This window comes from Leptolyngbya sp. FACHB-8 (assembly GCF_014695575.1).
GTDB lineage: Bacteria > Cyanobacteriota > Cyanobacteriia > Elainellales > Elainellaceae > Vacuolonema.
This window is the reverse complement of sequence record NZ_JACJOO010000054.1, coordinates 38,294-52,651: the sequence shown is the minus strand read 5'-3', so window position 1 is coordinate 52,651 and position 14,358 is coordinate 38,294. Positions and strand designations below refer to the sequence as shown.

Annotated in this window: 14 protein-coding genes; 10 read left to right on the top strand and 4 right to left on the bottom strand. The window is 52.4% G+C overall.

The features are described 5' to 3' along the window. The first annotated feature begins 121 nt into the window (after positions 1 to 121). Positions 122 to 769 (top strand): bifunctional phosphoribosyl-AMP cyclohydrolase/phosphoribosyl-ATP diphosphatase HisIE, encoded by a 648-nt coding sequence (gene hisIE, locus H6F91_RS13200; protein WP_190772108.1) that lies wholly within the window; start codon positions 122 to 124, stop codon positions 767 to 769. Between the two features lie 193 nt (positions 770 to 962). Here the strand turns inward: hisIE and H6F91_RS13195 are convergent, their stop codons facing one another. Beyond that, positions 963 to 2,234: an MFS transporter gene (locus H6F91_RS13195; RefSeq protein ID WP_190772109.1), complete on the bottom strand. Its 1,272-nt coding sequence runs from the start codon at positions 2,232 to 2,234 to the stop codon at positions 963 to 965. Between the two features lie 348 nt (positions 2,235 to 2,582). Here H6F91_RS13195 and ruvA point away from each other — a divergent pair, with 348 nt between their 5' ends. The 4 genes from ruvA (at position 2,583) to aroF (ending at position 5,644) form a co-directional block, all read left to right on the top strand. Continuing rightward, the gene (gene ruvA, locus H6F91_RS13190; protein ID WP_190772110.1) at positions 2,583 to 3,209 is read left to right on the top strand and encodes a Holliday junction branch migration protein RuvA; all 627 of its coding nucleotides are present in this window, start codon (positions 2,583 to 2,585) and stop codon (positions 3,207 to 3,209) included. Positions 3,210 to 3,692: 483 nt separating this feature from the next. Further along, complete coding sequence (gene rpsO / locus H6F91_RS13185; RefSeq protein WP_190772111.1) at positions 3,693 to 3,962, top strand: 30S ribosomal protein S15; 270 nt, start codon at positions 3,693 to 3,695, stop codon at positions 3,960 to 3,962. 7 nt (positions 3,963 to 3,969) lie between these two features. After that, a complete protein-coding gene (locus tag H6F91_RS13180) occupies positions 3,970 to 4,446 on the top strand; it encodes a PAM68 family protein (RefSeq protein WP_190772112.1) in 477 nt (158 codons plus the stop codon). Positions 4,447 to 4,585: 139 nt separating this feature from the next. Next, a complete protein-coding gene (gene aroF, locus H6F91_RS13175) occupies positions 4,586 to 5,644 on the top strand; it encodes a 3-deoxy-7-phosphoheptulonate synthase (RefSeq protein WP_190772113.1) in 1,059 nt (352 codons plus the stop codon). Positions 5,645 to 5,790: 146 nt separating this feature from the next. Here aroF and H6F91_RS13170 read toward each other — a convergent pair whose 3' ends face one another. The 3 genes from H6F91_RS13170 to H6F91_RS13160 form a co-directional block, all read right to left on the bottom strand. After that, positions 5,791 to 7,098: a hypothetical protein gene (locus H6F91_RS13170; RefSeq protein ID WP_190772114.1), complete on the bottom strand. Its 1,308-nt coding sequence runs from the start codon at positions 7,096 to 7,098 to the stop codon at positions 5,791 to 5,793. 42 nt (positions 7,099 to 7,140) lie between these two features. After that, positions 7,141 to 8,304 carry a HetZ-related protein 2 gene (locus H6F91_RS13165; RefSeq protein WP_190772115.1) on the bottom strand — a complete coding sequence of 388 codons (1,164 nt, stop codon included), beginning with the start codon at positions 8,302 to 8,304 and terminating at the stop codon, positions 7,141 to 7,143. 175 nt (positions 8,305 to 8,479) lie between these two features. After that, entirely contained in the window at positions 8,480 to 8,770 is a 291-nt protein-coding gene (locus H6F91_RS13160; RefSeq protein WP_199307801.1) for a hypothetical protein, read from the bottom strand. Between the two features lie 206 nt (positions 8,771 to 8,976). Here H6F91_RS13160 and gatB point away from each other — a divergent pair, with 206 nt between their 5' ends. From gatB to H6F91_RS13135, 5 genes are all read left to right on the top strand, one after another. Continuing rightward, positions 8,977 to 10,461 (top strand): Asp-tRNA(Asn)/Glu-tRNA(Gln) amidotransferase subunit GatB, encoded by a 1,485-nt coding sequence (gene gatB, locus H6F91_RS13155; protein ID WP_190772116.1) that lies wholly within the window; start codon positions 8,977 to 8,979, stop codon positions 10,459 to 10,461. Positions 10,462 to 10,848: 387 nt separating this feature from the next. Next, the gene (gene ffh / locus H6F91_RS13150; RefSeq protein ID WP_190772117.1) at positions 10,849 to 12,348 is read left to right on the top strand and encodes a signal recognition particle protein; all 1,500 of its coding nucleotides are present in this window, start codon (positions 10,849 to 10,851) and stop codon (positions 12,346 to 12,348) included. Between the two features lie 187 nt (positions 12,349 to 12,535). Beyond that, complete coding sequence (rpsP, locus tag H6F91_RS13145) at positions 12,536 to 12,784, top strand: 30S ribosomal protein S16 (protein ID WP_190772118.1); 249 nt, start codon at positions 12,536 to 12,538, stop codon at positions 12,782 to 12,784. Then, complete coding sequence (locus H6F91_RS13140; RefSeq protein ID WP_190772119.1) at positions 12,777 to 13,181, top strand: KH domain-containing protein; 405 nt, start codon at positions 12,777 to 12,779, stop codon at positions 13,179 to 13,181. Before rpsP ends, H6F91_RS13140 begins: the two co-directional genes overlap by 8 nt. An 11-nt stretch (positions 13,182 to 13,192) precedes the next feature. Beyond that, entirely contained in the window at positions 13,193 to 14,149 is a 957-nt protein-coding gene (locus H6F91_RS13135; protein WP_190772120.1) for a PhoH family protein, read from the top strand. Positions 14,150 to 14,358 lie beyond the last annotated feature (209 nt).

Below are 14,358 nucleotides of genomic sequence, written 5' to 3'. Positions count from 1 at the left end.
CACTACTAAATATATAGGTTTGAAAATTATCAATTCCTGATGGGCTTCCTGACGCGAGGCCGGAAGTCACCCCATTACCCTGATAGCATGGGAAACGCAGCGTGGTGATAAATGATAAGGCATGACGGCGATTTCTAATGACGTTTTGATGGCCATTCCTCTGGATGAAATTCGCTACAACGACCAGGGGCTTGTTCCTGCCATCGTTCAAGACTATCTGGACGGTACCGTGTTAATGATGGCCTGGATGAATCGAGAATCCCTCCAAAAAACCCTAGAGACAGGTGAAACCTGGTTCTGGAGCCGCTCCCGCCAGGAATTCTGGCATAAGGGCGAAACCTCTGGTCATCTGCAACATGTCAAGTCAATCCGCTACGACTGCGACAGTGATGCTCTTTTGGTCGGGGTTGAGCAGGTCGGTGATGTGGCCTGCCACACAGGGGAACGTAGCTGTTTCCATCAGGTTGAGGGCACCATCACACCACCCCCTGCGGATATGCTATCCCAGGTGTTTGCCGTGATTCGCGATCGCCAACAAAATCCCAACCCTGACTCCTACACCTGCAAACTCTTTGCAGGCGGCGATAATAAAATCCTCAAAAAAATTGGCGAGGAAGGAGCCGAGGTGGTTATGGCCTGTAAGGACGATGATGCGGAGGCGATCGCTGGCGAGGTAGCCGATTTGTTTTACCACACCCTGGTTGCGATCGCCCATCACAACGTTGACTTACGGGATGTTTACCGGAAATTAGCCGATCGTCGCCGTTAAAATTGAGCCCATCAGAACCTACGCATTTTTGTTGTATGGTGTGCGAAGCCCACCACACAACAAAAATGTACTAAGCGTTATGGACTTGCGTAAGTCCTACCAGATATAGAGACGCTCTGCGGGAAGGTTATGTGGCTTAGCCACATAACCTTCCCGCAGAGCGTCTCTTGTTGGAATCTCAGGCTATGGCAATTCAATCCTTGGCCGAGTTAGCTTCCACCCGGCGGTCTTCCATGCCACTCAGCATCGCTAAAATTCCCAGGCAGATCAGCACACTAAGAGCTACTATCATCCAGAAACTATGGGCGATCGCCTCATCCTGATCCATGGCCCATCCCCCCAACGCCGGACCCAGAAAGTATCCCAATGCCCAGCAGAGGGAATTCACCGATAGATAAACCCCTCGAAATGCATCTGGAGAGAGCATCACCACTAGAGAGGAAGCAGCAGGCATGTAGAAGACAAGGGCGATCGCCATCACCCCCAGACCCACGGTTGCCCACCCCAATGCACCCGGAAGCAGCCCTGTCATCCCAACCATGGCAAAGCCAATACCCCACACCAGCGCCGAAATCATTAAGATTCGCGAATTACTGAGCCCATGCAAACGGCGCGCAACGGGCATTTGGAGGAGCGTTGCCAAAGCAATATGCCAGGCAAATAGCGCACTAATCACTCCTTCGGGGAACCCCATTCCGCCATTGGATTGCGGAATAAAATTGGCGAAATAGAGCGGTAACGCGCTCTGGGTCAGGGCTGGATAAGTAGTAAACAGGCAATTTGCCACAAAAAAAACCCAGAGAGGGCGATCGCTCAGAGCGACCCGCCACCCCTTACCCAGGCCATCAAAAGATTGCTCTGAATGGAGGGTTTCGGGAATGAGCCAGTACACAATGCCGAAAAAGACAATAAAGCTGACGCCATCAATCACAAATAGCATCTGATAGGAACTCGTCAGAGCTACTATCAGCCCTCCCAGTAGCACCCCAAACCCCAAACCCAAGGTATCTCCCAGGCGGGTCAGAGCGTACGCTTCGCGACGTTGCTCGACCGTTGTTAAATCTGCAACCACCGCTTCATTGGGAGGCCAGTAGAGACCGATACCCAACCCCAGGAGCAGGTTACCAACGAGAAATAGGGGAAAGTCATAGGCGATCGCGAGCAGAAAGGAGGCGATCGCTGATACGACCGCCGAGGCCAGCAACGTCCACCGTCGTCCCCACTCCGGCATGTCCGCCAGAGAACCACCCACGATACGTCCAAAAATTCCAGCAATGGCCCCGCTCCCAATGCCCAAGCCGACGACTGTAGCAGGCAACCCCACTTGATTCACGAAGTAAATCGGAGCATAGAACAGGGTAAAGCCCGTGCCCATTTGCGAGAGCAGTCGTCCGACAAAGAGAATCCAAACACGGAAGTCCAGGTCAGGCAGCCAGGATTTTAGGTGACGAGTCAGCCAGGTCATGGGGTAGAGCGCACGTAGCGGTTCCGAAGCATCTCTCCCAGCGTAGTGGATTCCTCCCCGGAATTGAGTCCATCGTTTGGGGAAAAGCGACCTCAAACATCTCTTTGAAGTGGTTGGTTTCACAGGGTTTTCACCTGATTTTTTTCAAGCCGTTGATTTTGCGTGAGCGACGCCCACGCAAAATCAACGGCTTGAAAAAATGGCGAGCCTGTTAAACGGTGTATGCCTGAACCAACTAGATGGAGTCCAGCCCTACTCTATCGGTGCCCACCTACAACGTCCACCGTATTTTTGTACTAATGCCCCTCGATCCCTTATCCTGGTAGCCAGACTCCCTGCTCCATCGCCATGCTCAGCTACCTTAAAGGCACCTTGATCGGTATTCAAAAAATTTCTGCCAATCGTGTGATTGCCGTTCTTGAAGTCAGTCAGGTTGGCTACGAAATTCAGATCGTGCCCCGGTTGGTCCAGAGTTTTCCTTCTGTCGGCGAAACGGTGCAGGTCTTTACCCACCAGCAAGTGCGGGAAGATCAAATCGTGCTGTTTGGCTTTGCATCCATGGCTGAACGGGATTTGTTTCGGCAACTGCTCAGCGTTAGTGGCATCGGCCCCCAGGCAGCGATCGCCCTCCTCGACACCCTGGGTCTCACAGAACTCGTGCAGGCCATTGTGACTAGCAATATCCGCGCCCTCTCCCGCGCTCCCGGCGTCGGGACCCGTACTGCCGAACGGTTAGCCGTTGAACTCAAAACCAAACTAGCTGAGTGGCGCAATCAATCCGGTCTCCTCAGTGCCCCAGACGCCACTCCTGTGTCAGCCGTCCAGGAAGATGTCGAGATGACACTGCTGGCCTTGGGCTACAGCAACAGCGAAATTTTGCAGGCCCTACAAGCCGTAGGACAGGAAAAAGCACTGGCCAAGAACGCCGATGCAGAAGTGTGGATTCGGGAGGCGATCGCCTGGCTCAGCCGCTAATAGCTATAGGAATTACGCAAGCCTGCGACCCACAGCACAAATGCTGAGCGCGAAATACACCACACTCAGCATGGCGAAACCAAAAACACTGTGCTGTTGGGCAATAACACTACCCAAACCTGATCCAAACTCCACAGCGAAGCGGCCTGACAACACCTATGCAAAATCTCCTAGGTCAAGGGGGTCTGGAGGACGGAGAGGCCCCTCCTCTAGACAGAGGATTTGGAGAGCGACGCGCTTCCCAGAGCCATACAACCCATATATAGCCTTCACTCTGCAAATTCTGTGGTGTGTCCCGCACTTTACAGAACACGATTCATAACCTATTAGTAGCGTTTTAACAGTCTCCACAACAGGCAATACCACTAGAAGAACCCTAGAGGTGCAAATCCCGATCAAGAAAGGCTTTCGCAGTCCCGTAGTGACCAGCTATGCATGGTATGATTATTGATTGTGACTTATTCAGGAACTTAGAAGATTCCCATGGCACTGGTACAGGAGCAAAAGCAACAAATCATTTCGGAGTATCAGGTTCACGATACCGATACTGGATCCGCTGACGTTCAAGTCGCAATGCTAACCGAGCGCATCAACCGTCTCAGCGACCACCTCAAGACCAACAAAAAAGACCACGCATCCCGCCGGGGTCTGCTGCAAATGATTGGTCGCCGTAAGCGCCTGCTGGCCTACATTCGTCAGCAAAGTCAAGAGCGCTATCGTGCCCTGATTCAGCGTTTAGGGATTCGCGGCTAAACCAGCTATGGCACCCAACCCTAAGCAGAAACCCAATTCTGATGCAGGCCGGACGGCTTTACCCTTTGAGCCCAAGCGTCGGAAGCCTGCTGAGAAAAAAGCCGAGAAGACCCCTGCTCCTGCCAGTTCCACCCGCAAGCCTTCGGGGAAAACGGCCTCCAGGGCAAATACGGGCATTCCTGATGCGGTTAGCAAGCGCATGGTTCGCCGTATGGCAGCCTTTTGTGGGGTTCCAACAGTCCTCGGTATCTCTTCATTCTTCGTCAGTTATCTGGCGGTTACTCAAGGGGTAGGGCTGCCTACATCAGCAGTTCTTTTGGTCAGCTTGGGGCTGTTTGGGTTGGGGGTTATTGGCCTCAGTTACGGGGTTTTATCAGCTTCCTGGGAAGAAGAACCGGGAAGCTTAGTTGGTTTCTCGGAATTTCGTACCAACTTTGGGCGAATGACTTCCGCATGGAAATCTGCAAAACAGGACAAGTCTTAATAAAGGCACAGATCCCGGTCAAGATTCCGTCAAGTCCATCCTGACCTCTCGGCACTCTACCTAAGGATGAACTTAAATCTGAGATGAAGACTGAAATTTTCTCAGTCCTTCCACCTAAATCTCCGCGCAGGATGTTGACATGATTGTAGTAATGAAACCCGGCGCTCCTGAGAGCGAAGTTGATCGCTTAGACGCAGAATTTCGTTCTCTGGGCTTGTCCCCTGAAAAGATCGTTGGTAAGCACAAGACCGTGATTGGGTTGGTAGGCGAAACCGTTGATATGGATGCCCTCCAGCTTCAAGACCTGAGCCCATGGATCGAACAGGTACTGCGGGTGGAAAAGCCCTACAAGCGGGTTAGCCGTGAGTTTCGTCATGGTGAGCCCAGCGAAGTCATTGTTTCAACTCCCAACGGCCCGGTTACTTTCAGTCAACATGCCCCTGTGGTTGTCGTTGCGGGTCCTTGCTCTGTTGAAAATGAAGAAATGATTGTGGAAACCGCACGCCGTGTTAAGGCAGCGGGTGCTCAATTTCTTCGTGGCGGAGCCTTCAAACCCCGCACCTCTCCCTACGCCTTCCAAGGCCACGGGGAAAGTGCTCTGGCGCTGCTGGCAGCAGCCAAGGAAGCAACCGGTCTGGGCATTATCACCGAAGTGATGGATGCCGCCGATATTGAAGTAATTTCTGAAGTTGCTGATGTGCTACAAGTTGGGGCACGCAACATGCACAACTTCTCCCTTCTGAAGAAGATGGGCGCTCAAGACAAGCCTGTCTTACTGAAGCGTGGCATGTCAGCCACCATTGAAGAGTGGCTCATGGCTGCTGAGTATATCGTGGCCGCTGGCAACTCAAACGTTATCTTCTGTGAGCGGGGTATTCGCACCTTCGATAACCAGTACGCTCGTAACACGCTGGATCTGTCTGCAATTCCTGTGCTGCGATCGCTCACCCACCTGCCCATTATGATCGACCCCAGCCACGGCACCGGCAAGTCTGAGTATGTGCCCTCCATGGCAGCGGCAGCTCTGGCAGCAGGTGCTGACTCCCTGATGATTGAAGTTCACCCTAATCCCTCCAAGGCGCTGTCCGATGGGCCTCAATCCCTGACACCCGATCGCTTCGATCGACTGATGACTGAACTTTCGGTCATTGGCAAAGCGGTAGGCCGTTGGGATACTCGGGTACCTGCTTTGATCTAGTTTTTCAACGCCTCACGACTGTTTGCATAGATTGGTTTTTAGTGGTGTGTCCCGTAGAGGTTACACACCACTTTTTTATAGGGTGTGGGGAAAGGGGCACTTCGTGCTTCTTTCACCACACCCTATCCACATGTCTAGAACACTACCTAATCGTCTTCGTTATTCTGATGAGACGATGAGGGGGGCTCGTCATCCTGCAAGCTCAAAATCTGCTCCTCTATCGTTTTGAGCATCTGGGCCAGAGCTGGAATAATTTCAAGTCGGGCACCACTCAGGGAAGATTCTTGTCGAGCGCGATCGCGCAACTCATTCAACTTATTTTGCAACTGTCGTGCAATACCCAAGGCATCCCGCTCCAGCAAAGCTAGTTGTTGCTGCTGGTAGAACCGTAAGGCCGCACCGCGCAGCACCTGCACTGTCGCTTCTTCACCATGATTTGACGGCATGAAGCGGCAGCGTAGAAGTAAGCGAGAGCCATTAAAAACGCGTTCCAAATCCACCTGTTTTGGTTTCTTCAGGGGAACCAGGGAAACATCGGCAAATCGCTTCAATTCACTCAATAACCCTCGAAACTTATCGAGGTCAACAGGGTCTAGCACAGATTTTAGTACGCCGTTCTGGCTCCAGAGCACTCTACCGTAATGCTCCTGACGTTCCAGGTAAAGGCGACCAATTCCCCCAACTAATACTCGGCCCAATAACTCTTGAAGTAACTCTCGGGGTGACAACGAGCCCAGTACTTCAACGGGGCTAGAAAGGTAATTAAAATTTAGCTTGAGGATTGGCAGGGGCTCTGCTAGCCCGGCAATATCCGAACTGGAAGCTGCTGGCTCGGCGGTAGACGGCGGTTCTACGATTTCCGTTAATGGTGCAGCCGCAAAGGTTACCTCCTGGATTGGAAGCTCCTGCTGTAGAGGTTGCTCCTCCTGAGCCACAGGAGTTTCTGAAGGCTTTACCTCAGGAGATGGCTCCTGTCTCAGCTCATCCACTAAGTTATCAGGGCTGTCTACTACCAGGGTGGGCTGCAAGTTGTGGTCAACCGGCTGCGCTGCACGAGAGCGGGCCGTGCGGCTTTCGGGCCGGGGGCGCTGTTCTACCTTATGCTCCCGTTGACCGGCATAATTCAAATAAGCCGTTAGCGACGCCTGCAAAGCTTCCGAGCTAATCTGCCGGGGTAGCACCATATAGTGGTGGTAGCTAATGATCCGCCGCACATAGTCAGAAGCGCTGCGATCATCAGGGCTTACCATCCCCAATATCAGCCGACTACCCTCTAGATAAAGAGGTAACACCTGATAGTAAAGACAAGCTTCAAAAGGCAGCACACCATCAATCAGAACGAACATTTGCTGAAAATCGATGCGTTCAGCCAGGTCGCCCTGAAAGTAGGTCAAGATGGAACGGGTAGACTGCCCGGAGGCATGAGGCTCCTGACCGTCGGATGGAGAAACCATAAAGTTGGGTAGAAGCGTGAGGTGGGATGCGCCTCAACGATCTTATGCCGAAGTATCGTTTGGAGCATCGTCATTATCCGATGCTGCACTCCTGAAGGCGTACGCCTCTAAGAGAATTTTAGTCCATTCGCTCTTCAGTTGGTGGAGCTTCACATTCCGCATACGAGCAACGTCCTCAAGGGTTTCGTGTTGCTTCACGTCTTGGATAAGCTGTTGCTGGTCAGGGGCGAGGCTATCCAGAAACACGGGCCACTGCTGAACTGAAAGACCCAAGTTATGCTCCAGTGTCGTTCCCAACCAGGTTCCTACCAGATCGGGCTGAAGTTTTGATGCAAAGACGTTTTTGGCGTGATAGCTGATCTTCTCACGCAAACGATAAACCTGCTTAATCGGCACATTCAGTTGGCTGGCGATCGCCTCCTGTGTCTTCCCCTGCACATGCAGTTCCAACCACCGGGCGGCCAGCGGGTCAACTTTTTCCTCTAAATATTGAGCAAACTCATCCATCACCGACTTCCGCAGAGCCTGTTGCTCTTCCCAGGCTTGTTGCTCCTGGTACTGCTCCAAGGCTTGAACATCCGTCAGACTCAGAGTACTTTCGGCTTCATCGTGACCGATCTCATCGGACACAAGACGAATGATGTCTCCGGTGGGAACCTGGGTCATGCCACCCCGCTGCGATCGCCGTAAATAATTCACAAAACGATACACAAGGAGCGGCTGATTGCGGATAGGTCTCAGACAATATTCTTCAATACTGGCCAATAGAAGCGAGTTCCGTAACCGGGGGTTGGGGGTACACTCAGCAATCCATTCCACCTGCTGGCGAATGTAGTTATCCCCCTGAATGAGTTCCTGCACAACCTCCTTCAACACGTCCATGACGCTGCGTTGGCGATCGCGCGACAACGAGACCCAGGTTTGAACTTTGCTACGAATTAGGGAAAGGCTTGCCAGTCGTTGTAATAGGTTACGGTACGCTGCATCCGGCCCTACCCCTAGATAGCGCTGTTGCAAAATTCGATAGCGATACTCCAGCGCTTGCTGAATGACCGTCCATTGAGCCGGGGGCAAACCCTCATAGCGCTCCATATCAGACCCTAACAACCAGTGAATGATACTGTCCTGGGTCGCCGCAGGCTGATTGGGATGGTCGGCCGCTAACCGCGCCTGCCACTCGTGTTTCAGTTCCTCCACCCGTGACATTGCAGAGTGTTCCTCGGTGAATGCGTGCAAGGGTAACTCCCCAATTTAGATCGATTTTCGATAGTTTTACTGAGAAGGTTTTATTTTTCTACCCACCATTTCCAGGAGTATTCCTGTTTCTGTTGATGTATAGCTGATATCAACAAAAACTGAAGCATTTCCCTGTTAAGGATACTTAGGATCGGGAAGAGTTGGAATCTTCCGGCAACTCTAAGGCCTTAACCAGTCGCTGCAACACTTCAATCACCTGATCCATCCGGGCGATCGCGGCATCATGGTTCTCCGCAAGGGTCTGCACAGCATCGCTCAGGGCAAAAATTTGGTACCCCTGCTGCTGCACCTGTTTCGATAGGCCATCTACATGATTGGAGAGCTTCTCAACAGTCTCCGTAGTTGCCAATACAGCCTCGCCAATGTGTTGAACCAGGGTGACTAATTCCTTCGTTTCCACTTTCTCTTGTTCCACAATGCTCCTCACGCACAATGGTTATGTTTAGCCTACTTCATAGCCCCCTGAATGTAGGGTTAATCCCCCGGTCATCCTACTCATTTTTCCAACTTATTTCTCCGTCAAGCAAAAATTTGCAGGAGTTTGAATCAAGGGAATGGACAGCAGTAGGTAGAATGGGGGTGCGATTGCGACCCTAATTTATAACGCGTAGTCTCGACAGTATGACCTCTGCCACTCCTGTCAAAACCCAGTACGAAGCGGTCATTGGGTTAGAAACCCATTGCCAGCTCAGCACCGAAACCAAGATTTTTTCGAGTAGTTCCACCCAATTCGGGGCCGATCCCAACACCAACATTGACCCCATCTGCCTAGGTTTGCCGGGCACCCTGCCGGTACTCAACGAGAAAGTGTTGGAGTATGCCGTTAAGGCGGGGTTAGCGTTGAATAGTACGATCGCCCCTTACAGTAAGTTCGACCGTAAACAATACTTCTACCCTGACCTGCCTAAAAACTACCAGATTTCTCAATACGATTTACCTATTGCCGAACATGGTTGGCTCGAAATTGAGCTAGAAGATGAGAGCGGCAACCCCACCCGTAAGCGCATTGGGATCACGCGCCTGCATATGGAAGAAGATGCCGGCAAGCTGGTGCATGGAGGGAGCGATCGCCTTTCTGGCTCTACCTTCTCTCTGGTAGATTACAACCGCGCCGGGATACCTCTCGTCGAAATTGTGTCGGAACCGGACCTGCGCTCTGGAGCAGAAGCCGCTGAGTATGCCCGTGAGCTGCGTCGCATCATGCGCTACCTGGGCGTATCAGACGGCAACATGCAGGAGGGCTCCCTGCGTTGCGATGTCAATATTTCCATCCGGCCGGTTGGCTCCGACAAGTTTGGCACGAAGGTCGAAATCAAGAACATGAACTCCTTCAACGCCATTGAACGAGCTATCAATTATGAAATTGAGCGGCAAATCAAAGCTTTGGAGTCGAACGAGCCCATTGTTCAAGAAACCCGGCTTTGGGAAGAAGGCTCTCAGCGCACCATCAGCATGCGCACCAAGGAAGGCTCCAGCGATTACCGCTATTTCCCAGAACCGGACCTAGGGCCCATTCAGGTCACACCCGAACAGTTGGAAACATGGCGATCGCAGCTCCCCGAATTGCCAGCTCAAAAGCGCAACCGTTATGAAACTGAGCTGGGGCTCTCCTCCTACGATGCACGCGTGTTGACAGATGACCTGGCGATCGCCACTTACTTCGAGGCTGCGATCGCCGCTGGGGCTACTCCCAAGCCCGCCGCCAACTGGATCATGGGCGACATCAGCGGCTATCTCAATAACGAGAAGAAGTCCATTACCGAACTTCCCCTCACCCCGGAAGCCTTAGCCGAGTTGGTGAGCTTGATTGAAGCCAATACCATCAGCAACAAGATTGCCAAGGATTTGCTACCTGAACTTCTCACTCAAGGCGGCTCCCCTAAAGCCCTAGTGGAAAGCAAAGGATTGGTGCAGGTTTCTGATCCGGGTGTGATTGAGGCTGCCATTGATGAGGTGATCGCCGCTCACCCGGACGAGCTTGAGAAGTACCGGGGTGGTAAAACCAAACTTCTGGGCTTCTTTGTCGGCCAGGTCATGAAGCGGACCGGAGGCAAGGCTGATCCGAAACTGACCAACGAGCTGCTGACCAAGAAACTAAACGGATAGAACCTGTCTAAAGGGGGATGTGGCGATCGTGCGCACCCCCTTTAGCATAAATAAAATAATCTAAACTTATATGCAAATCTTAGAATGATAAGAAAACAAAGAAAAAGCCAAAAAAGATCTGTCGAGGGGGGTGACACCCCTCACCCCTGGGATGGCATAATATGATAAGTAGATGCACCCTGATGGTAGGGAGAGTTCCCAAAAGACTCTCCCTTTTTTTTATGCTTTTTTGGGTTTGGCAAGAGGGATGTATTGCATAGTGCTGCGCTCAATTCGGTTGTGGCAACAAGAGGATTTGCAGCATTGCCTGAGGTTCTTCCTTTGCCACAACCGAATTGAACATAGCTATAGAATGGATCAGAGATCTCTGCCAAATGCACGTAAACCATGTTTGAAGCCTTAGCCGATCGCCTGGAGGGAGCCTGGAAAACGCTCCGGGGTTTGGACAAAATTTCTGATACCAACATCCAGGAAGCCCTGCGGGAAGTTCGTCGGGCGTTGCTAGAAGCTGACGTCAACTTGCAAGTGGTGAAGGAATTCGTCGCTGAGGTACAAGAAAAAGCTCAGGGCGCGCAGGTTGTCAGTGGTGTTAACCCCTCTCAACAGTTCATTAAAGTTGTTTATGACGAGTTGGTTGAGGTCATGGGGGAGACGAATGTGCCCCTGGCTGAGGCAGATACTGCCCCAACCGTCGTACTGATGGCAGGCTTACAGGGGACGGGTAAAACAACGGCCTCTGCAAAACTAGCTCTCCACCTCCGCAAGCAAAACCGTAGCGCACTGCTGGTCGCCACTGACGTTTACCGTCCTGCTGCTATTGATCAGCTCATTACCCTGGGTAAGCAAATCAACGTGCCCGTGTTTGAAATGGGCACAGACGTAAACCCCGTTGAAATCGCACGCCAGGGGATTGCCAAAGCCAAGGAAGACGGTATTGATACCGTTATCGTTGACACGGCCGGTCGTTTGCAGATTGACCCGCAGATGATGGCCGAATTGGCCCAAATCAAAGAGGTGGTGCAGCCCCACGAAGTGCTGCTGGTGGTGGACGCCATGACTGGCCAGGAAGCCGCCAACCTGACGCGCACCTTCCAGGAAGAGATTGGCATTACCGGAGCCATCCTGACAAAGATGGATGGCGACACCCGTGGGGGAGCTGCTCTCTCCGTACGACGGATTTCCGGTCAACCTATTAAATTCGTTGGGGTTGGTGAAAAAGTCGAAGCACTGCAACCTTTCTATCCAGACCGGATGGCCTCCCGCATTCTGGGTATGGGTGACGTGCTGACCCTGGTAGAAAAAGCCCAGGAAGAAGTGGATATTGTAGAAGCCGAAAAGCTTTCGCAAAAAATTCTGGAAGCTCAGTTCGACTTCGATGATTTCCTGAAGCAGACCCGATTGCTTAAGACAATGGGTTCCCTGGGGGGCATCATGAAGATGATCCCCGGGATGAACAAGCTCTCAGGTGAGCAACTGGAGCAAGGAGAAACCCAGCTCAAGCGAGCTGAGTCCATGATCAACTCCATGACACGGGAAGAGCGCAAGAACCCTGATCTGTTGGCTGGATCTCCCAGTCGTCGTCGTCGTATCGCCAAGGGCTCAGGCCTGGGCCTGGATGATGTCAGCAAGCTGGTCAGTGATTTCCAGAAAATGCGTACTCTCATGCAGCAGATGAGCCGAGGGCAGTTTCCAGGTATGCCTGGCATGGGAGGAGGACTGGGTGGATTGTTTGGGGGAGGCGGAGCCCCTGCCATGGGCGGTGGAATGCCTCCTGGAGCGGGTATGCCACCGCCAGGTTGGCGCGGTTACCCCGGCGGTGTGGCCCCTACTAGCAAACAGAAAAAGAAAAAGCCCAACAAGAAGAAAAAGGGCTTTGGTAGCCTCTGACGGGTAATGCGTCTGAAGTGCAGGAGCAGGCACAGCCATCAGCGATCGCTAAAGTTGTGCTTTCTCCCTACCTGTTGTGATAGCATTACTAACTGGGCGTTAAATGCCTTTTCTATCTATTAGGTGGTAGGCTAAGTGCCATTCACCTGATCTATCCACTCAATTCTCTGGAGTTAGTTTTTCAGGCATGATCAAGCTGCGTTTGAAGCGGTACGGAAAAAAATTCGCCGCTAGCTACCGTATTGTGGCGATGCAAAGCACCTCTCGCCGCGACGGCCGTCCGTTGGAAGAGCTGGGTTACTACAACCCCCGCACTGAGGAAGTTAAGATTGACGTTCCGGCCGTCGTTCGTCGTCTACAGCAAGGCGCTCAGCCTACTGAGACCGTGCGCCGCATCCTCGAAAAAGCTGATGTTTACGCTCAAGTGAATGCCTGAATCTCCTGTGCCTGATGTAACTAACACCGCGTCCAATACTCACCCACCGGACTTTGAACGGTTGGTACGATTCCTCGTGACGCCTTTTCTTGAGTCCCCCGATGCACTCAAAGTAGATTGTGAAGTGCGCCCATCCCGACAAAAAGCGCTGATTCGCATTGCCTTTGAGGGGGAAGAGAAGGGCAGAGTTTTTGGGCGCGGTGGGCGTAACATCCAGGCCATCCGCACCGTTGTAGAAGCGTTCAGTCAACTGGCAGGCTACACGGCGCACTTAGATGTTTACGGCAGTTCCAGTGCCAACCACCGGGACGGCGGCCCTCCCCGAGAACGAGACGGAGGGGGAGGCCATTCGCGTCCAGACCGTCGCCCTGGCCCACGTCGTCCTCCTCGACATTAGCGGCCTATTTTATGGCAACAGCCATCACGATTGAACTTCCCAGTGTAGACAGTGCGATCGCCCTCGCAGGCCACCGGGAAGAGAACTTAAAACAACTCTCGAAATTGACTGGCGCGACCTTTGTTTTACGGGGTCGCGATCTTGTTGTGTCGGGTACTGAGTCACAGGTGCAGCAGAGTGAGAGCTTAGTGCGATCGCTCCAATCCTATTGGAGTGAAGGCCGAGCCATCACTGGAGTTGACATCCTGACGGCTCGACACGCCCTTGATACACACCGCACAGATGACTTGCAGACGCTCCAGAAAGATGTTCTGGCTCGTACCCGTAAGGGTGATGATATTCGCGCCAAAACCTTTCGCCAGCGGCAATATATCGAAGCGATTCGCAATCACGACCTAACGTTTTGCATTGGGCCTGCGGGAACGGGAAAGACGTTCCTCGCCGCAGTGATTGCGGTGCAGGCGCTACTTTCTAATCAGGTGGAGCGGCTAATTCTTACGCGCCCTGCCGTAGAAGCGGGGGAACGCTTAGGTTTCTTGCCAGGGGATTTGCAACAGAAAATCGACCCGTATTTGCGTCCACTGTACGATGCGTTGTACGAGTTGATTGAGCCCGAAAAAATCCCCAATCTTATGGAACGGGGAATTATTGAAGTGGCTCCTCTCGCTTATATGCGAGGTCGGACACTCAACAATGCTTTCATTATTTTGGATGAAGCCCAAAATACAACGCCTGCTCAAATGAAAATGGTGCTGACGCGTCTGGGGTTTCGCTCCAAGATGGTGGTGACAGGAGATGTCACCCAGACAGATTTGCCCAGCACACAAACATCTGGGCTTTCGGTAGCGATTAATATTCTCAAGAATGTTGAAGGCATTTCCTTCTGTCAGTTGACGAAGGCAGATGTGGTGCGACATGCGTTGGTGCAGCGGATTGTGAGTGCTTACGAAGCCCACGAGAATCATTAATCACTATAGTCACTAAAAAACTTCAGTTCGGGATAAGCTGAAGTGCTCATTTTGACGTGCGCAAAGCGCACGCCAAAATCAGCGTTTTCGAGTGCCGCGCAACGCGTGGCACTCGAAAACGCCCTTAACCCGAACTCAGGTTAAAAATGAAGAAGTCGCCGTTCCTGAGGGATGGCGACTTCTTCATTTTGGTGAGCATGAGTGTCCTT

Excerpts from the sequence above, each read along its gene's own strand:
- hisIE (WP_190772108.1), top strand. The coding sequence starts at position 122 with ATGACGGCGATTTCTAATGACGTTTTGATGGCCATTCCTCTGGATGAA.
- H6F91_RS13195 (WP_190772109.1), bottom strand. The coding sequence starts at position 2,234 with ATGACCTGGCTGACTCGTCACCTAAAATCCTGGCTGCCTGACCTGGAC.
- ruvA (WP_190772110.1), top strand. The coding sequence starts at position 2,583 with ATGCTCAGCTACCTTAAAGGCACCTTGATCGGTATTCAAAAAATTTCT.
- rpsO (WP_190772111.1), top strand. The coding sequence starts at position 3,693 with ATGGCACTGGTACAGGAGCAAAAGCAACAAATCATTTCGGAGTATCAG.
- H6F91_RS13180 (WP_190772112.1), top strand. The coding sequence starts at position 3,970 with ATGGCACCCAACCCTAAGCAGAAACCCAATTCTGATGCAGGCCGGACG.
- aroF (WP_190772113.1), top strand. The coding sequence starts at position 4,586 with ATGATTGTAGTAATGAAACCCGGCGCTCCTGAGAGCGAAGTTGATCGC.
- H6F91_RS13170 (WP_190772114.1), bottom strand. The coding sequence starts at position 7,098 with ATGGTTTCTCCATCCGACGGTCAGGAGCCTCATGCCTCCGGGCAGTCT.
- H6F91_RS13165 (WP_190772115.1), bottom strand. The coding sequence starts at position 8,304 with ATGTCACGGGTGGAGGAACTGAAACACGAGTGGCAGGCGCGGTTAGCG.
- gatB (WP_190772116.1), top strand. The coding sequence starts at position 8,977 with ATGACCTCTGCCACTCCTGTCAAAACCCAGTACGAAGCGGTCATTGGG.
- ffh (WP_190772117.1), top strand. The coding sequence starts at position 10,849 with ATGTTTGAAGCCTTAGCCGATCGCCTGGAGGGAGCCTGGAAAACGCTC.
- rpsP (WP_190772118.1), top strand. The coding sequence starts at position 12,536 with ATGATCAAGCTGCGTTTGAAGCGGTACGGAAAAAAATTCGCCGCTAGC.
- H6F91_RS13140 (WP_190772119.1), top strand. The coding sequence starts at position 12,777 with ATGCCTGAATCTCCTGTGCCTGATGTAACTAACACCGCGTCCAATACT.
- H6F91_RS13135 (WP_190772120.1), top strand. The coding sequence starts at position 13,193 with ATGGCAACAGCCATCACGATTGAACTTCCCAGTGTAGACAGTGCGATC.